Annotated in this window: 20 protein-coding genes; 13 read left to right on the top strand and 7 right to left on the bottom strand. The window is 65.5% G+C overall.

The features are described 5' to 3' along the window. Positions 1-10 precede the first annotated feature (10 nt). The 6 genes from R2770_05080 (at position 11) to R2770_05055 (ending at position 5,093) form a co-directional block, all read left to right on the top strand. Positions 11-268, top strand: coding sequence for a hypothetical protein (locus R2770_05080; GenBank protein MEZ5279824.1), 258 nt, complete (start codon positions 11-13; stop codon positions 266-268). A 111-nt stretch (positions 269-379) separates the two neighbouring features. Further along, a complete protein-coding gene (locus R2770_05075; protein ID MEZ5279823.1) occupies positions 380-1,255 on the top strand; it encodes a hypothetical protein in 876 nt (291 codons plus the stop codon). A gap of 2 nt (positions 1,256-1,257) precedes the next feature. After that, positions 1,258-2,103, top strand: a complete 846-nt coding sequence (locus R2770_05070) for a hypothetical protein (protein ID MEZ5279822.1) — start codon at positions 1,258-1,260, stop codon at positions 2,101-2,103. Continuing rightward, positions 2,058-2,999, top strand: coding sequence for an FAD:protein FMN transferase (locus R2770_05065; protein ID MEZ5279821.1), 942 nt, complete (start codon positions 2,058-2,060; stop codon positions 2,997-2,999). Before R2770_05070 ends, R2770_05065 begins: the two co-directional genes overlap by 46 nt. Next, entirely contained in the window at positions 2,996-3,559 is a 564-nt protein-coding gene (locus R2770_05060; protein MEZ5279820.1) for a ferric reductase-like transmembrane domain-containing protein, read from the top strand. The genes R2770_05065 and R2770_05060 overlap by 4 nt, the downstream gene beginning before the upstream one ends. A 58-nt stretch (positions 3,560-3,617) precedes the next feature. Continuing rightward, the gene (locus tag R2770_05055; GenBank protein ID MEZ5279819.1) at positions 3,618-5,093 is read left to right on the top strand and encodes a hypothetical protein; all 1,476 of its coding nucleotides are present in this window, start codon (positions 3,618-3,620) and stop codon (positions 5,091-5,093) included. Here R2770_05055 and R2770_05050 read toward each other — a convergent pair. Beyond that, on the bottom strand, positions 5,090-5,431 hold the full coding sequence (locus R2770_05050; GenBank protein ID MEZ5279818.1) for a hypothetical protein: 342 nt from the start codon (positions 5,429-5,431) through the stop codon (positions 5,090-5,092). The genes R2770_05055 and R2770_05050 overlap by 4 nt on opposite strands. A 71-nt stretch (positions 5,432-5,502) precedes the next feature. Between R2770_05050 and R2770_05045 the strand changes: the two genes are divergently transcribed. Further along, positions 5,503-5,898 (top strand): hypothetical protein, encoded by a 396-nt coding sequence (locus tag R2770_05045; GenBank protein MEZ5279817.1) that lies wholly within the window; start codon positions 5,503-5,505, stop codon positions 5,896-5,898. 79 nt (positions 5,899-5,977) lie between these two features. Then, the gene (locus tag R2770_05040; GenBank protein ID MEZ5279816.1) at positions 5,978-7,117 is read left to right on the top strand and encodes a nitronate monooxygenase family protein; all 1,140 of its coding nucleotides are present in this window, start codon (positions 5,978-5,980) and stop codon (positions 7,115-7,117) included. Here the strand turns inward: R2770_05040 and R2770_05035 are convergent. From R2770_05035 to R2770_05025, 3 genes are all read right to left on the bottom strand, one after another. Continuing rightward, positions 7,074-8,312: an MFS transporter gene (locus R2770_05035; protein ID MEZ5279815.1), complete on the bottom strand. Its 1,239-nt coding sequence runs from the start codon at positions 8,310-8,312 to the stop codon at positions 7,074-7,076. The genes R2770_05040 and R2770_05035 overlap by 44 nt on opposite strands. Beyond that, entirely contained in the window at positions 8,309-8,977 is a 669-nt protein-coding gene (locus R2770_05030; protein ID MEZ5279814.1) for a uracil-DNA glycosylase, read from the bottom strand. Before R2770_05030 ends, R2770_05035 begins: the two co-directional genes overlap by 4 nt. A 99-nt stretch (positions 8,978-9,076) precedes the next feature. Beyond that, a complete protein-coding gene (locus tag R2770_05025; GenBank protein ID MEZ5279813.1) occupies positions 9,077-9,646 on the bottom strand; it encodes a superoxide dismutase in 570 nt (189 codons plus the stop codon). Positions 9,647-9,872: 226 nt separating this feature from the next. Between R2770_05025 and R2770_05020 the strand changes: the two genes are divergently transcribed. Further along, on the top strand, positions 9,873-10,679 hold the full coding sequence (locus tag R2770_05020; GenBank protein ID MEZ5279812.1) for an SDR family oxidoreductase: 807 nt from the start codon (positions 9,873-9,875) through the stop codon (positions 10,677-10,679). A gap of 12 nt (positions 10,680-10,691) precedes the next feature. Here R2770_05020 and R2770_05015 read toward each other — a convergent pair whose 3' ends face one another. Next, positions 10,692-11,726 (bottom strand): LLM class flavin-dependent oxidoreductase, encoded by a 1,035-nt coding sequence (locus tag R2770_05015; GenBank protein ID MEZ5279811.1) that lies wholly within the window; start codon positions 11,724-11,726, stop codon positions 10,692-10,694. On the opposite strand from R2770_05015, the gene R2770_05010 reads away from it, so the two are divergent. Continuing rightward, complete coding sequence (locus R2770_05010) at positions 11,695-12,822, top strand: sugar ABC transporter permease (GenBank protein ID MEZ5279810.1); 1,128 nt, start codon at positions 11,695-11,697, stop codon at positions 12,820-12,822. The two genes, R2770_05015 and R2770_05010, sit on opposite strands and share 32 nt — an antisense overlap. Continuing rightward, complete coding sequence (locus R2770_05005) at positions 12,819-13,766, top strand: carbohydrate ABC transporter permease (GenBank protein ID MEZ5279809.1); 948 nt, start codon at positions 12,819-12,821, stop codon at positions 13,764-13,766. Before R2770_05010 ends, R2770_05005 begins: the two co-directional genes overlap by 4 nt. A gap of 190 nt (positions 13,767-13,956) precedes the next feature. On the opposite strand, the gene R2770_05000 is transcribed toward R2770_05005, so the two are convergent. Then, on the bottom strand, positions 13,957-14,967 hold the full coding sequence (locus tag R2770_05000; protein ID MEZ5279808.1) for a LacI family DNA-binding transcriptional regulator: 1,011 nt from the start codon (positions 14,965-14,967) through the stop codon (positions 13,957-13,959). A gap of 115 nt (positions 14,968-15,082) precedes the next feature. After that, complete coding sequence (locus tag R2770_04995; GenBank protein ID MEZ5279807.1) at positions 15,083-17,020, bottom strand: hypothetical protein; 1,938 nt, start codon at positions 17,018-17,020, stop codon at positions 15,083-15,085. Positions 17,021-17,038: 18 nt separating this feature from the next. Between R2770_04995 and R2770_04990 the strand changes: the two genes are divergently transcribed. Both R2770_04990 and R2770_04985 read left to right on the top strand, forming a co-directional pair. Further along, positions 17,039-18,724, top strand: a complete 1,686-nt coding sequence (locus tag R2770_04990; protein MEZ5279806.1) for a DASS family sodium-coupled anion symporter — start codon at positions 17,039-17,041, stop codon at positions 18,722-18,724. Between the two features lie 441 nt (positions 18,725-19,165). Beyond that, the gene (locus R2770_04985) at positions 19,166-20,938 is read left to right on the top strand and encodes a DUF5671 domain-containing protein (GenBank protein MEZ5279805.1); all 1,773 of its coding nucleotides are present in this window, start codon (positions 19,166-19,168) and stop codon (positions 20,936-20,938) included. Positions 20,939-20,945 lie beyond the last annotated feature (7 nt).

Below are 20,945 nucleotides of genomic sequence, written 5' to 3'. Positions count from 1 at the left end.
GATCAATACTGTGTGCGGCTCGATCCGGGTCAGCTGGACCGGCGACACGGTTGCCCTCGATCAGGTCAGTGCCGCCGACGGTTTCGATCATGACGTCAAGTCTTCAGGCCCAGAGGACGTCGAGGTGAAGTTCGACGGCGAATCGGGCCGCTGTGAGGTCAAGGCGAAGATCGTCGCGGGCGCGCTGTCGCCATCGGTTGTCGAGGACCTCGAGCATGGCGACGGCTCGCACGACGACTCTTCCGATTCAGAGCACAGCGACGACTGACTTCTGTGCCGAGGCGTTGTGCCTCTTGGTGCTTCTCATTGCCTGACGGGTCATTCCTAGCCCCTCGCTGCAATGCGTCTGGAATCTTTTCGTAAAGAAACTGCAAAAAACATGCCGAACCGCCAAACCGATTGCCCCGCCGGTGCCGTGGTCACACCAAACGTGCCCGACGAGGTTCAGAAAGGCCATCACGTGACAACACAGAACGCCAGACCGAGGACGATCATCGCAGCGTCGGCAGTGGCCGTCACGGCGCTGACCCTCAGCGTTGCCGTGCTCGACGAAGGTTCGCCCACCCCCACGGCATCGGCCGAGCTGGCCAGCAACTCGGCTCCAGCCCCAACAGAACCCATTCGTGTGACGGTCCAGCTCCCGGGCGACCCGGCAGCTGCTCCCACGGCGGGTGACCCTGCGGCCGCAACCGCCACGTCGGAGGCCGAGCAACAGGCGGTGTCCGGAATGGGAATAGCGCCGCCGAACCCAGTCGACGCCGGTGGCCAGTCGTCGCCCACAACTGCTGCGCCGAGCTTGCCGTCGGGCACCCAGGCCAGCACCACCACTGCAGCCACGACACCATCCACCGCTCCCGCCGACTCGCCCACATCGGCTGCGCCTGCGTCGAGCACGACCCAAGCCCCCAGCACCACGGCTGCGCCCGCCGAACAGGCTCCACAGACCGAGTACCTGTACTACACCTTCGACGGCGTCGCGTCGCAGATCATTCTCGCAGTCCACGATGGGTCGCAGCTCGAGTTCTGGTCGGTCACCCCCGAACCGGGCTGGGCCTATGCGGTCGAACAATCTCGCAACGAGATCGAGATCGAATTCCGGTCGACGTCGGGTGCGCGCTACGACGACGATGACGACGACGATGATGACGAGTACGAGGAACACGAGAGCGACGACGACCACGGCTCGTCGGGCGGCGAGGCCAAGTTCACCGCTCGGCTGATCGACGGCCAGGTTCACGTGTCGAGGGAGCGCTGATCATGACATCGCCAGAACAGTCCGATCGTCTGAAGGCGCTGATGGACCGCAGCCCCCGGGCCGAGTCGGCCCCTCGTGCGCCCCGCACGTCCGAGGCGCGGCCCCACAGCACAGAAGCACCTCAGCCTCGCACCGGCAGCGCAGTCGCGGCCAAGGCATCGATGGCAACCACCAAGATCGCCGCAGCAACTGCTTCGACGCTCACCTTTGCGGCGATCGTCGCAGCGATGGGGCCTCTGGCCCAGGAGGCAGTGCTGACAGCCGACGCCTCCGATGCCGAGGTTCCCGAACCCGATGGCCTGCCCATGGCCCAGGCCCAAGCACCAACCGTTCTGGTAGAGGTGGTCCCGCCCAGCAGCGTGGCCGCGGCGCCAGAGACCACCGAGTCGGTGCCTGGTGACCCTGCGGTGGCCGACACGGCCACAGGCGAGCCTTCCACCACCCAGGCGCCCGACGCCGCTGCGGCGCTGCCGGCGACCACCGCCGCCCCAAACGGGCACGGGCGCCCAGCCTGTTGCACCGGCGACAACGGCCGCTCCTGCAACGGCTGCACCGGCAACCACGGCCGCTCCGGCAGCAGCTGCACCGGCGACCACGGCTGCTCCTGCAACAGCGGCTCCGGCCACCACGGCCCCTCCTGCAACAGCGGCTCCGGCCACCACGGCCCCTCCGGCAACGGCAGCACCGGCAACCACCGCGGCGCCTCCCGCTCCCACCACCACGGCCGCACCACCGCCGCCAACGACGGCAGCTCCTGCGCCCACCACCACCGCTCCCCCGCGAAGCAACAAGAGCGGCTGACATGCACGACATCTATTTCAGGGCGATGGGGTGTCGGTGTCGCATAGTCGCCGACGGGGTCAGTGAGGACGAGGCGGTTCGTGCCCGCCAGACGATCGAACGCCTCGACGGGCTGTGGTCGCGGTTCCGCCCCACATCCGAGGTCTCCAAGGTCAACGGCTCGGGCGGCGCTCTGTGTGTCGTGTCGCCTGAGACCATGCGCTTGTTCTCGATGGCGGCAGCGGCACAGCGCGAGACGTCGGGCCTGTTCGATCCGTTCATGTTGAACCAGCTGGTGCGGCTGGGCTACTCGAGATCATTCGAAACCATCCGGGGCCGAGACATCCGCATCTCCCAGGGCGAGGAGCCCATCACAACCGACTCCAGCCTCTCCCGTTTACAGCTGTTCCCAGAAATCAGCGCAGTCGCTCTGAGTTCTGGATGCAGCTTCGACCCGGGCGGTATCGGCAAGGGCTTGGCCGCAGACATCGTCACCGAGCAGCTGCTGGCCGCCGGTGCCACCACCGCCTACGTCGAGGTCGGCGGTGACACCGCATTCGCCGGGACCTCCTGGACCGGTGAACAGTGGGTCGTCGAGATCGGCCACCCAGACGATGACTCGACGGTGGCTACGATCTCGTCGCCGGGGGGTGCGATCGCCACCAGCAGCACACAGGGCAGGCGTTGGCAGGTCGATGGTGTCGTCGTTCACCACATTCTCGACCCCAGTACCGGCCGGCCCGCCGACACCGATCTGGTCGGTGTCAGTGTCGCCGGCGGTACGGCTGCGTGGGCCGAGGTGTGTGCAAAGAGCATCCTGATAGGCGGCTCGCAAATGGCTCGCCACCTGGCCGACAGGTTTTTTGTGGCCGGCCTTGCGATCACCGATGAAGGAAACCTGATCGATCTGGGAACAGAATCATCGGTCGAGGTGGGCCGTCGAGGCGTGGAGGTGGCGGCATGAGCGAGCAGATCTGGTGGTACGTGGCACGCTCGGGCGGCATCGTGGCTTGGGGCCTGCTGGCCCTGTCGATGTGCTGGGGCTTGATGGTGTCGACCAGGGCCGCGAACAGCGCGGCCAGTCCCAAGAACATCCTCGGCATGCACAGGTACTGGAGCCTGCTGTCGGTTGTGTTCACGGGAGTGCACATCGCGGGCCTGGTTGCCGACAACTACGTGACCTTCGGGTGGGCAGAGGTTTTGGTTCCGTGGGCTTCTGAGTGGCAGCCGACGCCCGTGGCGTGGGGGGTCATCGGGTTCTACCTGTTGGTGGCCATCGAGGTCACCTCACTGTTGATGCGCCGGATGCCCCGGCCGATGTGGGGTGCAATTCACCGTATGAGTTTTGCGCTGTTCGTGTTCGCGACCCTGCATGGCATACAGGCCGGAACCGACATCTCAAACGTCTGGTACCGGTTGGCGCTGCTCGCAGCCATCAACATCGTTGCGTTCCTGACGGTCCTGACCCTGCTGGCAAAGGGCCGGCGAGCGGCCGACAAGGTGCCCGCACCGGCCGCCGGCTGATTAGCTACGCGGCACGCGCAGTGGCGTGCGGCGGCGCGCGCGACTACGCTAGGTGGTCATGCAGCAACGAATCCCCCGCAAGGGATCGACGCTGTGCGGCAAGATATCGATCCTCACCCTCACAACCGGCTTGCTGGCGGCCCTGCTGGGCCCACTCGCCGATGCCCCGCCGGCCTCGGCCGAGCCGGCACGCGTCGTCCAGGTCGGCGTGGCCGTCGACGGAGCCGAACCTGTTCTGGTCGAGGGCTTCGAGACCACGATCGGTCGTCAGGTCGACGTGGTGCGCGTGTTCAAGACATGGGACGACACGTTTCCCACCGCCGACGATCTGTCGCTGCTGCAATCGCGCGATCTGGCCCTGAGCATCAAGGCGGCGACCGACGCCGGGCCCATTGCATGGTCGGAGATCGCGTCTGCACAACCAGGTGACCCTCTGTACGACGACATGGTGCGTTGGGCAGACCAGCTGGCACCCTACGCCGACCAGATCCACCTGACCTTCCACCACGAGCCCGAGGCCGCGGTGAACCTCGACAACGGCTCGGCCGACGACTTCAAGGCCGCTTGGCAGCGCTTCATGCAGGTCATGTCGGACGAAGGCGTCGCACCCAAGACGCGCGCCTGGATCATGACCGACTACTCGTTTCATGTGTCCGCGGGTGATCGTCGACAGGCCGACAAGTGGTATCCGGGCGACGCGTGGGTAGACGCCATCGCGGCCGACGCCTACAACTGGTACGAGTGTCGGCCCCATGTCAGCGCCGACTGGACTCCGCTGTCGGTCAACGTCGAGCCGCTTCGCCAATTCGGTGCCGATCACCCCGACAAGCAACTGATGCTGACCGAACTGGGTTCGGCCGAGGACCCACAGGCCCCCACCCGTAAGGCCGACTGGATCGATGATGTTGCGGCCCTGATGGCCGACCCTGCGTACCAGCAGTTCACCCTGGTGTCGTGGTTCGACCTGACTCATCCGGTGCCAGGCACCGACTGCGACTGGCGGATCGAAACCAGCCAGGCCGCAACAGACGCCTTCGCCCGCCTGACCAATGCTCCGGTCTTCGGCGGAGATGGGCCTGTCCCGGCTCCCTACTGCAGCTTCGTTCGGGTCGAAGACACGGCCACGGTCTCGTGGACAGCCGACGACAGCACCCACGTGATCCGACGCGACGGCGCCTGGTTGGCGACGCCACCCGACGATGTCACCTCGTACACCGACGCCGATTCGCCACCCGGGACCTCATACGCTGTCAGGGCCTGGGTCGAGGGGATTCGTGTCGAGCACCAATGTGTCCAGCAACAGCCCGACGCGGAGGCACCCTGGTGCAGCGTAGAGAACGTAGGCGGCACGGCGGTGTTGACCTGGACCGATGATGGAGGACGGCACGTCGTGAGGCGCGACGGAAGCTGGCTGGCCACCCCCGGCCAGGGCGAGTCGACTTTCATCGACACCGATCCTCATCCCGACGCGCTGTACGTGATCAGAACGTGGAACGACGGCCAGACGACCGATCGCACCTGCGAGGGCGTCTAGGGTTCCTCGAACTCGCTCGCGGGGTCGACCAGGTGCGCCGCCAGCGGCGCGGGCAGGTCGGGATAGCCCCCCTCGAGCCACTGGCACAAGGCGGCCGTCGCACGATCGTCTGCCATACGCCCGAGGAAACGTGTAGTGCGCCCGCTGCGCACCACCACCACGTTCGACGCCGAGCACATGGCCAGGCAGTCGCCGACGCGCACCGAGCCGGAGCCGCGAGCCTCGACCGCTGCGGCGACAGCAGCGATCTGGGCTGGGTGGTCGAAGTCGGGGTGTTTGTCTCCGCCACAGCGTCCGCCACGGCACACGGTGACGACCAGGGTGTTGCGCTGGACCACGGGGCCACAACCTAGCCGACTCGCCGACGATCGGTTCTGGCGACGGTTCCAGGGACTACACTCGTGCGCCTATGGCGCGAGCCACCGATTCCTCCCCCCTCTCGGACCACTCCCTCGCCAACGCTCCTGTCGGCTCAGGCCGGCGCCAGGTTGTCGACGCGCACGGCGGTGCCGACGACAAGGCCGAGCGGGTTTTCAGCACCTCGATACTCATCTCCGCCACGCGCTGCACCCTCACCTATGTGGTGCTGCCGTGGGTGGCTCCGGCCATCGGGGTGGCCTCCGATGTCGGCCCCTTGCTGGGCCTGGTCATCGGTGTGGTGGCGATCTTGTTCAACGTGTTGAGCATTCGCCGGTTCGTGATGTCAGACCACAAGTGGAAGCGTCCGCTGGTCGCGCTCAACTCCAGCATCATCTTGCTGCTCGCGATCTTGATGGTGAACGACCTCAGAGATCTGCTGGGCTGATCGATTTCGCCCCGGCCGACGTCACGGTCCACCATGTGGCGAGGCACTTTGGACAGCAGGCAACAGAGGGTTGTGTGAAATGAAGACTGCCATCACCGAGATGCTCGGTGTCGAATTCCCCATCCTGGCGTTCAGCCACTGTCGCGATGTGGTCGCCGCGGTCTCCAAGGCCGGCGGTTTTGGGGTGCTGGGTGCCGTGGCCCACTCGGACACCCAGCTCGAGATCGACCTCAAGTGGATAGAGGACGAGATCGGCGGACGCCCCTACGGTGTCGATCTGATCGTGCCCGCAAAGTACGCAGGCGACAGCGAGGGCGGTTACACCCTCGAAGACATCAGGCGGCTGATCCCGGCCGAACACATCGCGTTCGTCGACGACATCTTGGCCCGCTACGACGTGCCTCCCCTGCCCGACGGTGAGCCCGGAGGCAGCTACACGAGCGGAGACGGCGACGCTCCGTTCTCGATCAACCGTGCCGGTTCGCAGCTCGACATCGTGTTCGCTCACAAGCCGACCCTGGTCGCCAACGCCCTGGGCCCACCTCCGGCCCAGATGATCGAGGGTGCAAAGGCCAACGGCCGATTGGTGGCCGCTCTTGCCGGCCGACCCGTGCACGCCGAGCGTCACATCCAGGCCGGGGCCGACATCATCGTCGCTCAGGGGTCCGAGGCCGGCGGGCACACAGGCGAGATCGGCTCGATGGTGCTGATACCCGAGATCGTCGACGCGGCGGGCGATACGCCGGTGCTGGGCGCTGGTGGTATCGGGCGTGGCCGCCAGATGGCCGCGGCCATGGCCTTGGGTGCAGAGGGCGTGTGGTGCGGCTCGGTGTGGCTGACCACCGAAGAGGCCGAGACCCATCCGGCGGTCAAGCAGAAGTTCCTGGCCGCAACATCGGCCGACACCATCCGGTCGCGTTCGCTGACCGGCAAGCACGCTCGCATGCTCAAGTCGGCCTGGACCGAAGAGTGGGAACGCGCCGACACGCCAGACCCGCTGGGCATGCCTCTGCAGCCGGTGCTGACCAACGCAGCCCAGGCCCGCATTCGCCGGGCGGCCAACCGGTCGGGCACCGGTGCCGAGAAATTGGCCAACTACTTCGTCGGCCAGATCGTCGGCAACATGAACCAGACCAAGAGCGCCGGCCAGGTCGTCTACGACATGATCGAAGAGTTCATCGAGTCGGTCGAGCGGATGGGCGCTCTGCTGCAGGACTGAGGCGGCTCAAGCCCACCAGCAGCATGGCTCCCACGGCCAGCATCAGGCCGGCGTGTATCGCCGTTGCGGTTCCGAAAGTGGGGTCGGCATCGGCCGCGACACCGGTCAGGTATGGCCCTGCCACTCCCCCGAACTGGGCTGCGGTGAAGAACAGGCTTCCGGCGCCTGCCATGTTGACGGGCCCTACATCGGGGTGATCCATCAGCACCAACATGGCGATCGGTACCACCGCGGCCCTGGCCAGGGTGCTGGCCACCAGCGCGGGCAGCACCAGCCAGGTCGCCGACGCGGTCAACAACAACGTCCCCGCGGCCCCCGCCGACAACAGCACAGCGAACATCAGGCGGCGTCGCCGTGGGGTGGCCAATCGGGGGATGAAGATAGTGCCCGCCATGCCGACCACCGAGGCGATCGAGGCCAGGTAGCCCGCAGCTTCGGCGCTGCGATCGCCTGCCTGCAGCAGGTCTACGAGCCACTGCCCTATCCCGTGAACGAACAAGAACGACATCACCGCCACCGCCAGGATCAGCCTCACGATGGGCCTGCCGGTCAACGAGGCGAACGACACGGGCTGGTCGTCGCCGGGCGCGCTGCGGGTTTCCAAGCCTCGGCTCGCCCAGAGCCAGAACGCCCCTGCCAGCCCGGCCAGTGCGGCGAACACCAGCATCACCTTGCGCCAGTCGTGCCCCACCATGGCGCCGACCACGCCGTTTGCGGTTGCCAGGGCGAGGGTGGTGCCCAGCGCCGGCGCTGCCCCGTAGAGGCCCACGGCACGGCGCCGGTCGGCATCGTCGAACAGAACCGCAGCGGCCTTGGGCGCACCTATCGAAACGATGGGTGCACCGATACCCAACAGGGCCACCGAACCGGCCAACGACCACAGACCCTGGGCGGCCGATCTGGCCACCCCCGACGCGACGATGACCACGATCGACACGGTCATGGCGCGCCGCAATCCGATGCGGTCGATCAGGCGCCCGGCCGGGATCGAGGCGCCGATGTAGGCAAACTGCCAGGCACCAAGCACCACTCCGATTTGGCTTCGCGACAACCCCAGGTCGTCGCGGATCGATGGCACCAGCGCACCGGTCGAACCGGCCACTAGCCCGAATGCGGCGTACAGGGCGCACACCCCACCCAGTACCCGCCAGGGAGATCCGGCTGTGCCCCGGTCGGGCACAGCGTCGTGGCTCACTCGGGAATCTGCCAGTCGATGGGTTCGCGGCCGGCGTCGATCAGGGCCTTGTTGGCGCGTGAGAATGGCTTGCTGCCGAAGAACCCGTTGTGGGCCGACAGGGGCGATGGATGCGGCGACTCGATGATGACGTGGCGGGCGGTGTCGATCATCGAGCGCTTCTTGCGCGCCGATGCTCCCCACAAGATGAACACGACTCGCTCGGGCTTTTCGTTCACGACGGTGATGACGCGGTCTGTGAAGCGTTCCCAGCCCTTGCCCTGGTGGCTGGCGGCCTTGTGGGCGCGGACCGTGAGCGTGGCGTTCAAGAGCAGCACCCCCTGTCGGGCCCAGTGTTCGAGGTTGCCATGCGAGGGTGGCGTGCAGCCCAGATCGTCGGCCAGCTCGGTGAAGACATTGCGCAGGCTGGGAGGCTGAGCGACACCGCGCCTCACCGAAAAGCACAGGCCGTGGGCCTGCCCAGGTCCGTGGTACGGATCCTGACCAAGTATCAGGACCTTTGTGTCCGCATACGGCGTCAGATGCAGCGCTGCAAACACCTCGTCGTGAGCCGGAAACACCGGCCCCGCCGCTCGCTCTGCCTGCACGAACCGTTGGAGCTCGTGCCAGTAGGGCTGGTCGAACTCGGTTCGCAGCAGAGGATTCCAGTCGGTCTTGGGGGCCACCGTTCCAACGATAGACGGCCCACAACGCGACATCGCCGCCCTCACGGGCGGCGACGTCTGCTGGTGCGTGTTGCGGGCTGGTGTGCCCTGCGCGGCTGGTTACATCTGGGCGGCGACGTGATCCCAGTTGACGAGCGAGTCGAGGAAGGTCTCGACGTACTTCGGCCGGGCGTTGCGATAGTCGATGTAGTAGGCGTGCTCCCACACGTCGATGGTCAGCAGGGCCTTGGCCGAGTGCACCATGGGCAGGTCGGCGTTGGGGGTCTTCATGATCGAAAGGCCAGAACCATCGTCGATCAGCCAGGCCCAGCCCGACCCGAACTGGGTCATCGCCGCCTGGGTGAACTCTTCACGGAACTTGTCGTAGCCGCCGAAGGCGCTGTTGATGGCCTCTCCCACCGCACCCGTGGGTGCACCGCCACCGTTGGGGCTCATGCAGTTCCAGTAGAAGGTGTGGTTCCAGACCTGGGCGGCGTTGTTGAACATGCCACCCTCGGCCGAGGTGATGATGTCCTCGAGCGACCGGTCGTCGCCGTCCTCGAGCATGCCGTTGAGGTTGTTCACATACGCCGCGTGGTGCTTGCCGTAGTGGAACGAGATCGTTTCGGCCGAGATATGCGGTGCGAGCGCATCGTCGGCGTACGGGAGTGCAGGAAGCTCGATGGCCATGGAACCATTCCTCGGTGTCTCGGGGCCTTGGCCCCATTGGTTGTGCATCGGATCCGGCCGTCTCGGCGCAACCACGCCGTAACGATCTTTTCGCAATGCCTGACTTGTGTATTCAGAGTAGGCCGACCGGTGTGCAACGGCACCCACTACCGCGAGATTTTGCGGGCTTTGTTGCCGCACCAGTGCGCCGCGGCGACAATGGGCGCCACTCACAACTGGGGGAACCATGGAAATCGACGGCGCCAACGTCCTGATCACCGGTGGATCGCGAGGTATCGGCGAGGCCATGGCCCGGCGCTTCTCGTCCGAGGGAGCCCGCGTGGTGTTGGTGGCGAGAAGCCAGCCAGAGATCCAGCGCCTGGCCAGCGAACTGGGCGGCGAGTGGTTGGCAGCCGACCTCAGCGACCCCGACCAGGTCGAAGCGCTGATTCCCGAAGCAGAGGAACGCTTCGGGCCGATCGACATCCTGGTCAACAACGCAGGCGTCGAGACAACGGCTGGGCTCAGCGAAGAGTCGATCGACACCATCCGCAGCGTCGTGCGTGTCAACCTCGAGGCCCCCATCCTGCTGACCAGGGCGGTCATCGGAGGCATGCACGAACGCGGCCGAGGCCATCTGGTGTACACGTCGTCGCTCGCCGGAACCACCGGATTCCCAGGGCTGGCGACCTACGCGGCAACCAAGGCCGGTCTGACCAACTTCGTGGCCTCCATGCGCATGGAGCTGAACGACACCAACATCGGCACCACCATCGTGGCCCCCGGCCCGGTCGACACCCGAATGTGGGACGCGCTCGAAGAAGAGACCTACAACGAAGGCCTCCTGAAGCGCTTCAACACGCTCAGGCTGATACCCAAGACCAAGCCAGACCGGTTGGCCAAGCGCACGGTGGCGGCCGTGAAGGCCGACCGACGCCACGTGCGACATCCCGCTCGCCTGTCGACCAACTTCTGGTTCAACGAAGCACCGCGCCGCGTAACCGAAGCGGTCACGGTGGGTGTCAAGTTCCGGCCTCCGGTTAAGCCGAGCTGACCCCTTCGCGAATCAGACCCTCGGAACCGGATGCGAGTGGAAGCGTGCATGGTCGAGCTTGGGCAGCACGTACTTGCCGAACAGTTCGGCCTCGTCTCGGTGGGGATATCCCGAGAAGATGAACGCGTCGATGCCGACGGCTCGGTAGGCCTCGATCTTGGCCAGCACCTGATCGGGGTCGCCCACGATGGCTGCACCGCAACCCGAGCGCGCACGCCCTATGCCGGTCCAGAGGTTGTCTTCGACATAGCCGTCGTCTGAGCCCTCGCGCAGCGCAGCCTGCCTGGCGACCCCGGCCGAGGCGGCGTCCAGCGAGCGCTCGCGGATCTTGCGGCCCTCGTCGTCGTCGAGCTTGCTTACCAGGCGTTCGGCTGCAGCTCTGGCCTCGGCTTCGGTTTCGCGCACGATCATGTGAACACGGAAGCCGAACTTCAGGGTGCGGCCGAAAGCGGCTGCACGCCGGGTCATGTCCTCGACCAGCTCGGCAGCCGCGGCAACGGGCTCTGGCCACATCAGGTAGACGTCGGCGCCTTCGGCGGCACACTGCCTGGCCGCTTCGCTGAGGCCACCGAAGTAGAACGGTGGACACACGGCGCCTGCCTTTCGAACCGCCGACGGCGGATCGAGGGTGATGTCGAAGAACTCGCCGTGGAAGTCGACAGACTCGCCCGACATCAGGGCCCTTACGATCTTCATCGCCTCGGTGGTGCGCCTGTAGCGCGGCTCTGACTCCATCTTGACCCCGGGAGGGTCAGACGAGATCCAGTTGACGGTGAGGCGCCCGTCCAACATCTGGTCCAGGGTGGCCAGCTGACGCACCAGCTGCGGCAGCCACATCTCACCGGTGCGCACGGCCAGCAGCATGTTGATCTGTTCGAGCATGGGGGCCATGCCCCCGGCGAAGGCCACGTTGTCGATACCCAGGTCGTACCCCGACGGCAGCAACACGTTGTCGAAACCGAGCCTGTCGGCGGCCAACACGATGTCGCGACAGTGCTCGAACGAGCTCTGCAGCTTGGGATCGGGTACAGCCTTCAATGTCTCCAACTGGACCAACATCTTCACGTCGCAGCTCTTCTTTGTGGCAGTTGCCCTGGTGGCGGCCGGTTTCATCGTGGGCATGGTCTCGGGCAAGAAACGCCACGGCATCAACACCTTCGAACGAACAGGGTCGTCGCTAGCCAGCATTTCGGTAGGAATCTTCTTGTTCCTGTTCGCGGCCTTCTCGGTGCTGCGAGGAACCTTCTTCAACAACCTGTGGTGGGTTCTCACAGTCACCACCATGTCGACGGTGCTCGGCCTGACAATTGCGGTGCTGGCTGAACGGTCCGGACGCCTCGAATCGCTGGCCAAGTCGTTGATCTTCATGCCGATGGCGGTTTCGTTTGTTGGTGCCTCGATCGTGTGGCGCCTCCAGTACCAGCCCCGCGACGTGTCGCGAAGCCAGACCGGCCTCCTCAATGCCGGGTGGGTCGAACTCGGCCGGTTGAGCCACTCAGGGTGGCCCAGAGTGCTGGTGTTGCTGGCGCTTGCGGGCATCTTCGCTCTGCTGGTCCGAAAGGCAATGCCACGGGTACAAGCGGGTGAAACGTTTGGTGCCTATGTCGCAGCCGGCATCGTGGTCGCCTATCTGTTCGTCGAATTGCTGCGGCGCAGCCTCGGCGGCTTCCGCTTCAACACCAACGGTGACCTGGTGCCCGACACGGTGCTGTTCATCCAGAACCAGCCGTTCAACAACGTGTTCCTCATGATCATCTTGATCTGGATCCAGACCGGCTTCGCGATGGTCATCTTGTCCGCAGCCATCAAGGCTGTGCCCGAGGAGTTCATCGAGGCTGCCAAGGTCGACGGCGCCACCGAGAGCCAGATCTTCTTCAGAATCGTTCTGCCTCAGATCCTGCCGACCATCGGCGTCATCGTCACGACCCTCATCGTGTTGGTCACCAAGGTGTTCGACATCGTGAAGGTCACCACCAACGGCAACTTCGGCACCAACGTGCTGGCCAACGACATGTACACCGAATCGTTCAGCTTCTTCAACCAGGGTCTGGGCGCCGCTATTGCGGTGTTCATCCTCATCTCGGTACTGCCCGTGATGATCATGAACATACGACGTATGCAGCAGGAAAGGAGCCTTCGATGACGGCGCTAGGTGTTGACATGGGTGCCGACACCCTCGGCAGGCGGATCTACCGCAAGCTCACCTCGGTGCCGTCGTGGGCGCTGTGGATCATCGTGGTCATCTGGACGCTGCCCAGCCTCAGCTTGCTGATCAACTCGTTCCGGGGCCGTCAAGACCAGATCAACGACGGCGTTTGGACGATCTTCGCCAACCCCGGTCAGTTCACCACCGAGAACTACGACATCGTCTTGAACCGCAGCGGATCCGGTGGACTGTTCGATTCGCTGATCAGCTCGTTCGCCATCGCAATTCCGGCCACGATCATCCCGATCTCGTTCGCGGCATTCGCCGCATATGCGTTCGCTTGGATCGAGTTCAAGGGGCGCGAGTGGCTGTTCATCGGCACAATCTCGTTGCTGGCCATACCCCTGCAGGTAGCGCTGATCCCGCTGCTGCGTACCTATGTCAACGGTGCGCACCAGAACCTGTTCGGCCGCACCCTCACGCTGATCCCCGACCTCGACCTCAACACGCAGGGCTCGATAGCGGTTTGGCTGACGCATACGGGGTTCGCCATGCCGTTCGCGATCTTCTTGTTACACAACTACATGACCGAGCTACCGGCCGAGATCTTCGAGTCGGCGCGCCTAGACGGCGCCAGCCATTTCACGATCTTCTGGCGGCTGGTGTTGCCGTTGTCTGTGCCGGCCCTGGCGGCGTTCGCGATCTTCCAGTTCCTGTGGACCTGGAACGACTTCCTGATCGCCATCACCATGCTCAGCGGTGGCGATCCTCAGAACCTCCCCACTACGGTGCGCATCGCCAACCTGGCCGGCGACTTCGGACTGAACGAGCATCTGCTGCCGGCGGGTGCGTTCGTGCAGGCCTTCGTGCCGCTGGTGGTCTTCTTCAGCCTGCAGCGCTACTTCGTCCGCGGCCTGCTGGCCGGCTCGGTCAAGGGCTGACCAAAGTCCCAACCCCCACCCACCCCTTGCGAAGTGTCTGTCCCTGGCGCCCCTATCGGGGCGCCGGGACAGGCCGGCTCCAGCCGCTCGTCACCCGCTGATGAGGGGTTCTGAACCACAGATCGCAAGTGACCCCATCTAGCGCCCCTCCAGGGGCGCTGGGGACAGACACCTCGCCGGAGGGTGGGTGTCAGGTTTCGGCGACGGTGGATGCTCGCACGATCAGCTCTGGGTTCTCGAGGCGGGTTTCGGGCTCGGTCGCAGGGTCGCCGATGGCATCCAGCAACACCCTGGCCGCCCAACGGCCGGCTTCGCGAACGCTCTGGTGAACGGTGGTCAGGCCCAGCGGGCCGGCCAGCTCGTGGCCATCGACACCCACCACGGCCATGTCGTCTGGAGCCACCAGGCCCTTGCGCCACATGGTGCCTAGAAGGCCGAAGGCTATTTCGTCAGAGACACAGAACACGGCCGTCGGCCGGTCGTCGCGGGCCAAGATCTGGGCCGCGGCATCGACACCACCGCTGGTGGTCATCTCGACGGTGTACACATCGTCTTCGCCGAACGCTACCCCGGCCTGGTTGAGCGTCGCCCCGAAGGCGGCCAACCGGGCGGCCTCGACGGGCGAACCGTTGTCGAGACCTCTGATCATGGCCATCCGGGTGTGCCCGAGCTCGAGCAGGTGCGCGGCGGCGAGTCGGCCGGCGGCGACGTTGTCGAGCATGGAATGGCTGCGGCCCTCGATGCGGTCTCCCACGCACACCAGCGGCACGGGCAGACGCTCTAGCTCTCCCCTGCCGGGCGCAGACGGGTACAGGTCGATGGTGATGACACCGTCGACGCGGCGTGCCAGGCTGCGTATCTGCGAGGCGAACTCCTCTGGCCCCGTGCGCCTGCTGATCGAAGACACCAGCAGGTCGTACTGGCCCAGGCGCAGCAGCGACTCGACACCTGTCAGGATCTGGCTGACGTACCAGGTGCCGAAGTATGGGGCGATGACGCCCACGGTCATGGTTCTGCCGGTGGCCAGGCGCGATGCGTTTGGGTTGGCCTCATAAGACAGCTCACGAGCCGCCAGTTCGACCGCTGCGCGCGTCGACGGGGCCACGTTCGCCAGCCCACGAAGGGCCCGGCTGACGGTGGCCGTGGACACACCGGCGTGTCTGGCCACGTCTTCTATTGAGACCGTCTTGTTGGAGTTCATGGTGCTTGGGGGGACCTGCTCGCGTGGGCTCGCTGTGCCAGCATGATACGCGCCCCGCAGAGGCCCGTCGGCCAGCCGGCTGTCGCCTATCTGTCGACCAGAGGTCAGAGACAATTCAGGGCCGCGAGACCAGCACCGTGTCACCGGTGGCGTCGGCTGCCGTGACCGACACGCTGACCCCGCTTACCTCGACGCTCTCGCCCACTCCAAGCAGCACGTCGGCGTCGGGGCCGTCAACACCGTGTACCCCTGCGACCTCGATGGGCCCATAGCCGCTGGCCACAGAGGCATCGACGGTGTACACGAGGGCGCCCGTCCTTGCCAGCGGCGCGTCGACGCCCACTCCCCTGCGGCTCTCGACCACCACCACACGGGTGGCCGAAACGGGCACGACCACTGCATCTGTGCCGCCTTGGGTGGCGACCGGCGACACGAGATGGGGTGTGGCGAGCTCGTCTACGCAATAGACCTGAGCGTCGTCGATCCAGTCGAGCTGCCACCGGTGCCAAGCCAGCATCTCGTTGCCGCCGCTGTCGGGGTCCAGGTTGCCCATCGGGTCGAAGATGCCGACGAAGCGGTGGAGGTCTGGGAATCCGCTGTCGTAGGCGTATGCATCGACCAGACCCAGTGTGTGGCCGAGCTCGTGATAGATGACCTCGGCGCCGTTCTGCGACCAGTCTGTGCCCCGAGCAAATCCGCTCATGATGATGTTGCCGTCGGCTTCCACACCCCACACCGGATGGTTCGGCACGAAGGCCGGGCTGACGTTCATGGACAAAGCAGAAGCCGGAGGCACGACGATGACCCCGTCGATGTCGCTGAAGTCGAACTGAGGATCGGCACGTTCGATGGCCTCGGTCATGTACCCGAACAGTGGGAAGAACAAGTCCTCTGACCGGTTGATTCGGTACTGCCACGACTGCTGGCTCATGCGCAGCCAGTTACCGATCGGCACGAACTGCACGTCGAGTCGGCCAAACGACTGGCCCTCGAGATAGGCCTCGGCTTCGGGGAAGCCAGCGTCGGTGTATCGCTGAGCTGTCGACGTAGTGGCGGCAACGTCGCTGAAGTCGACGAACAGCACCGCTATGCGGGCCGTGCCGGTTGACGGAAGGCGACGCGTCGAGCGCGGCCAGCCAACCTTGACCTCGTCGTTGTAGGGGCTGTTCAAACGGCACGCGTCGATGGTTCTGGTGCAGTCGCCTGCCGGGCCGCCAGTGGGCGCCGAGCCTCCGGGAGCGTTCCCGAACGCCACCGACCGACCCGACTCCAGAACCAGCCGGTAGCCAACAGCGTTGGGGTTGGAGAACAACGCAGCCACCGGGTCACAAACCAACGAGTCGAAGTCACTGAGGGCCGCGGCATTGCCGAACGAGTGCACCGAACCGTCGCTCCGGGCGATCCAGTAGCCGCCGTTGCCGGGCGTGGGTGCCATCGCGACCGCGTCGGCCACCGACAGGCCCAGCCCGGGAAGGCTGCCATGGAATGCGACGTCGCCGAAGCTGAAGATGCCGCCATCGCGGGCAACCATCCGATAGCCCCGGCCGGTTGAGCTGGTGGTGATGCCGGTGACGGGTTGGTCGAGGCGCTGCCCGCCCATCGACCCGTAGAACTGCGCGTCGCCAAAGCTGAATATGCCACCATCGCGCGCCACCAGCCAATATCCAGCGCCCGTGGCCGTCGGGGTCATGGAGAAGACCGGTTCGTCCAGGCGCTGTCCACCCATCGAGCCCAGGAAGGCGGCGTCGCCGTAGGCGAAGATTCCCCCATCTTCGGCCACCAGCCAGTAGCCGCTTCCCGACGGTGTTACGGCGCCACCGACGAGCGGCGCAACCAGCGCCAGTCCGGAGGCGTCTCCGAAGTGGCCTGCATCGCCGTGCGACTCGACCGTGCCGTCGGCGTAGACCAGCCAGAACCCTTGGCCTGTGGGCGTCGAGAAACCGCTGACGATCGTGTGAGGCCAGGCGTTTGCAGCGGCCTCGGCAGGCGCGGGCATTGCGATGGGCACCAGCACGGTTGCCAGGAACACGATCGACACCAGCAACCTTCGCATGGTCATAGTGTGTCGCATATGGGCGGTGAAAGAGCGCGGGTTGCGGCGATCATCGCTGTTGCCTTGTTGGCGGCCATTGGTCTGGCCGCTGCGGCTCCAGCCGAGTGGACCGGCGACTCGCGGCAACTCGAGGTCGACTACCTGGGAGACACCGTGATCTCCACGGCTGTTGGGTCGCAAGAGCTCGACTTCTCGGCGGCATTGGGTGCATCGGCTTCGGGCTCGGTATCGGTCAGCAGCGCCGAGGGGTTTGCGCCCGACGCGACGTTCCAGGTTCTGGTGACGGTGACCGACCCGCGGCACGAAGCGCAGCTGGGCGACGTCGAGGTGCGCCTGGTCGGGCCCGGAGACCAGACCGAGCTGGTGCCCGTGTTGTCCAGCGACGGCGGCACGTTCGACGCATCACGACGCGCGCCGGTGAAGGCCGGGGTGCTTCTGGCGGTTCTGGGGCTTGCGGTGGTGTTGTGGATCACCGAACTGGTTCCGCTGTTCGTCACTTCTCTGGCGATACCGGTAGCCCTTGCTGCCGCACAGGTGGGCCCGGCACGCGACGTGCTTGCGCCGTTCTTCGACCCGATAATCGTGCTGTTCTTCGGCGGGTTCTTGATGGCCGAAGCCATGCGCCGCGTCGGCCTAGACCAGATGGTGGCGGTGACCCTCGTCGACAAGGCGGGCCGCGGGCCTGTTCGGCTGTACCTGGCGATGCTGGGGTTGGCCGCTTTCTTGTCGATGTGGATGTCGAACACCGCGGCGGTGACGGTTCTGATTCCCATCGCCATGGCGGTCAGCGAGCCGCTCGACTCGCCCAGCTATCGCAAGACACTGGTGCTGGGTATCGCCTATGCGGCGACCATCGGCGGTGTCGGCAGCGCAATCGGAACGCCGGCCAACCCGCTGGCTATCACCTTCATCGAGCGGCTGACGGGGCGCCAGATCTCGTTCGTCGAGTGGTTCGCCTTCGGCTTGCCGGTGGTGTTCGTGCTGGTGCCGGTCATGGCGTTGTACCTGTGGAGGGTCGGTCGGGTCAGCGTCGATGCCGGCAAGTTCTCGCGGGCCGCCGACATCGCAGCTTCGCATCGGGTCGAATTCGGCAGGTTTACGACCCAACAGATGCAGGTACTGGGTGTGTTCAGCCTGGTGATGGTGTTGTGGCTGACCCAATCGTTCCATGAGGTGAACACCGGCATCGTCGCCCTGGGCGGTGCAGTCGTGCTGTTTGTTCTGGGTCTGTTGGAGCCTGAAGACGTCGGCAAGATCTCGTGGCCGACGCTGCTGACCTTTGGTGGCGGCCTGACGCTTGGCTCGTTCATGGTCCGCACCGGCACCTCGGACTGGATCGTCACCAGGCTCTCGGGTGTGGCCGACTGGCCTGAGATGTTGGCGGTTGCCCTGGTGGCCATGGTGGCGCTGGGGTTGACCACGGTCGCATCCAACACGGCAACCGCGGCGACTCTGATACCCCTGGCCATTCCCTTGGCCGGACTGATCGGCGCCGAGCCGGTGTTGCTGGTGGTGGTGATCGCCGTGGCATCGTCTATCGACTTTGCGCTGGTGATCGGCACACCACCGACGATGCTGGCCTATGACACAAAGCTGTTCACTGCCCGCGAGATATTGGGCAAGGGTGCACCGCTGGACGCAATCGGCATCGTCGTGCTGTTGGTGGCAGCGGTGCCGATCTGGACCCTGCTAGGCCTGCTCTGACCAGTGCGCAGCAGGCCAGCCTCTTGCAGAAGGTAGTGACGAGTCTTCGACGAGGAGCGGCGCAGAAAGATCTGCGAGGTGAGCGACACCCGAGGTAGCGACGAGTCGTCGACGAGGAGCGGCGCAGATCAGTCTGCGAGGTGAGCGACACCGGAGGTAGTGACGAGTCTTCGACGAGGAGCGGCGCAGATCAGTCTGCGAGGTGAGCGACACCGCACGTGTCGCGAGCCCGCAGCGAGTAACAGTGCCATCGGGGGAGTCGAACCCCTATATCGACGTTTCCATCGATCCGCTTCGCCGTAGCCCCGGCTGGCAACCAACACCCTATCGGTCCGATGACACCTTACCTAGAGTCGATGGACCCATCGTGTAGTGGGTCGGATCTGACACAGAGTTCGTTCGCCTCTGGACAACGAGCCCGGCCGGGCGGATGCTGCGGCTATGGCAGCACTTCAGATTCTCTCCAGTTTCATTCCGCTGCTGATCATCGGCGGAGTCGTTTGGGCCATCGTGTCGTCGAGAAGGTCGAGCCACTCCGAATGGGACCCGGGGGCGTCGGTGGGGCGTCTTCTGGTGTACGCGGTCTTGTTCGTGACGATGGTGGTGGCCTCGGCCGGCCTGTCGGGGGTTGCGGCTCAGTTGTTCACCGACGACGCGGTTGACCGCGAAGGGCTGGCGATGTCGATGGCGATGGCGATCGTGGCACTGCCGGTGTTCGCCTTGGTGCTGAGGTTCGTCCGAACGAGGCTGCGCTCGCGGCGGGAACGCCAGGCACTGTCTTGGTGGCTGTACTTCAACGTCGCCCAGCTGGTTTCGCTGGTGGTTGCTGTGGTCATGGGCGTGACCGCTCTCGAGCGCATGTTCTCGGGCGAGCTCGGCCGGGCGACGGTGGGATCTGTCCTGGCGGCCGGGGTGTGGTTCGCAATGTGGTCGCTGCATTGGTTCGGTCTGCGACGTGCCCACCAGGTGCCTGGCGACTTGCATCGCGCGGCCGCCGCAGTTGTGGGCCTGGTCACCCTTGCCGTGGGCGCGGTCGAGGTCGTCTACCACCTGTTCGATGCCCTCTACACCCAGATATCGGGCGATCCGTTGCTCGAGCGTGGCGGGCCCAGCGGGGCTGCTTCGGCCGCGACGCTGACGGTGGGCCTGGTGGTGTGGGCCTTCTTCTGGTTGCTCGACTATCGCAAGGGGCCGCGTACCACGGTGTGGTACCTGGCGGTGGTGCCCATCGCCAGCCTGGCCAGCTATGTCATGGCTGCTGTGGCCACGGCTCTGGTGGCCAACAGCGTTCTGGTGTGGTTCGTGGGCGATCCCAGCGAGACATCCGCCGTCCGCCACTTCGACCACCTGCCAGCCGAGGGTGCGTTCGCACTGGTCGGCCTGGCGGGTTGGGCCTATCACCGGTGGGTGTTCGGCCAGACCGAGCAGCGCACCGAGCCTGTTCGTGTCTATCAATACCTTCTGGCCGGGGCCGGTTTGGTCACGGGCGTGGTCGGGTCTTCGATTCTGCTGTCGTCGGCGTTGGCGCCTGCTCGCTCCGGCCGTCTCAACACGGCGATCGCCGGCGTGGTCGTTGTGGTTCTGGGTGCCTCGGTGTGGGCTCGCCATTGGGCATCGATACGCCGGGCACTGGGACATGAGCCCGACGCCGAATACGCCTCGACCAGCCGCCACGTCTATGTGTTTGCGCTGTTTGCGGCCTCGTTGGTGACGTGTGTGGTGTCGTTCATCGTGTTGCTGGCCATCGGTCTGACCGACCTGTTCGAGGGACGATTCTCGATGGACACGCTTCACCAGGCGCGGGGTGCCATCGCGGTGGTGGCTTCGGTTGCGATGGTCGCCTGGTACCACGTGCGTCTCTGGCTCGCCGAACACGATCGCTGGACCGTGGCCGAGAAAGTGGCAGCGGTTTCGTTGGCTGGGCGCCGTCACCTGATGCTGGTGGCGCCGGCGGGCACCGACGTCGAGCTGCTGGCCGGCTATGTGCCCGGCGCTACGTGGCATGTACTGGTTCGTACGGATGTGGCCGCAGCGCGACCGCCAGATGTGAGCGCCTTCTGCTCGCAGGTCGGCCATGTTGCGGGCGACGCGGTTGTGGTGGTCGAGGGCGACGGCGGGGTCGACGTGATAGCCGTCGACGACATCGATGCCGCTCTCCCCGTGGTGCAATCGACCTCACGGGTGCCGACGATCACGACTTGGTGGTGTAATTGACCCCTCA

Source organism: Acidimicrobiales bacterium (genome assembly GCA_041394185.1).
Taxonomy (GTDB): domain Bacteria; phylum Actinomycetota; class Acidimicrobiia; order Acidimicrobiales; family Poriferisodalaceae; genus JAAETH01.
The sequence above is the reverse complement of the archived record's forward strand: the minus strand, read 5'-3'. Positions and strand labels throughout refer to the sequence as shown.

Coding starts and splice junctions, on each gene's coding strand:
- R2770_05040 (MEZ5279816.1), top strand. CDS start 5,978: ATGAAGACTGCCATCACCGAGATGCTCGGTGTCGAATTCCCCATCCTG.
- R2770_05075 (MEZ5279823.1), top strand. CDS start 380: ATGCCGAACCGCCAAACCGATTGCCCCGCCGGTGCCGTGGTCACACCA.
- R2770_05060 (MEZ5279820.1), top strand. CDS start 2,996: ATGAGCGAGCAGATCTGGTGGTACGTGGCACGCTCGGGCGGCATCGTG.
- R2770_05025 (MEZ5279813.1), bottom strand. CDS start 9,646: ATGGCCATCGAGCTTCCTGCACTCCCGTACGCCGACGATGCGCTCGCA.
- R2770_05000 (MEZ5279808.1), bottom strand. CDS start 14,967: ATGAACTCCAACAAGACGGTCTCAATAGAAGACGTGGCCAGACACGCC.
- R2770_05045 (MEZ5279817.1), top strand. CDS start 5,503: ATGGCGCGAGCCACCGATTCCTCCCCCCTCTCGGACCACTCCCTCGCC.
- R2770_05070 (MEZ5279822.1), top strand. CDS start 1,258: ATGACATCGCCAGAACAGTCCGATCGTCTGAAGGCGCTGATGGACCGC.
- R2770_05020 (MEZ5279812.1), top strand. CDS start 9,873: ATGGAAATCGACGGCGCCAACGTCCTGATCACCGGTGGATCGCGAGGT.
- R2770_05055 (MEZ5279819.1), top strand. CDS start 3,618: ATGCAGCAACGAATCCCCCGCAAGGGATCGACGCTGTGCGGCAAGATA.
- R2770_05065 (MEZ5279821.1), top strand. CDS start 2,058: ATGCACGACATCTATTTCAGGGCGATGGGGTGTCGGTGTCGCATAGTC.
- R2770_05005 (MEZ5279809.1), top strand. CDS start 12,819: ATGACGGCGCTAGGTGTTGACATGGGTGCCGACACCCTCGGCAGGCGG.
- R2770_04985 (MEZ5279805.1), top strand. CDS start 19,166: ATGGCAGCACTTCAGATTCTCTCCAGTTTCATTCCGCTGCTGATCATC.
- R2770_04990 (MEZ5279806.1), top strand. CDS start 17,039: ATGGGCGGTGAAAGAGCGCGGGTTGCGGCGATCATCGCTGTTGCCTTG.
- R2770_04995 (MEZ5279807.1), bottom strand. CDS start 17,020: ATGCGAAGGTTGCTGGTGTCGATCGTGTTCCTGGCAACCGTGCTGGTG.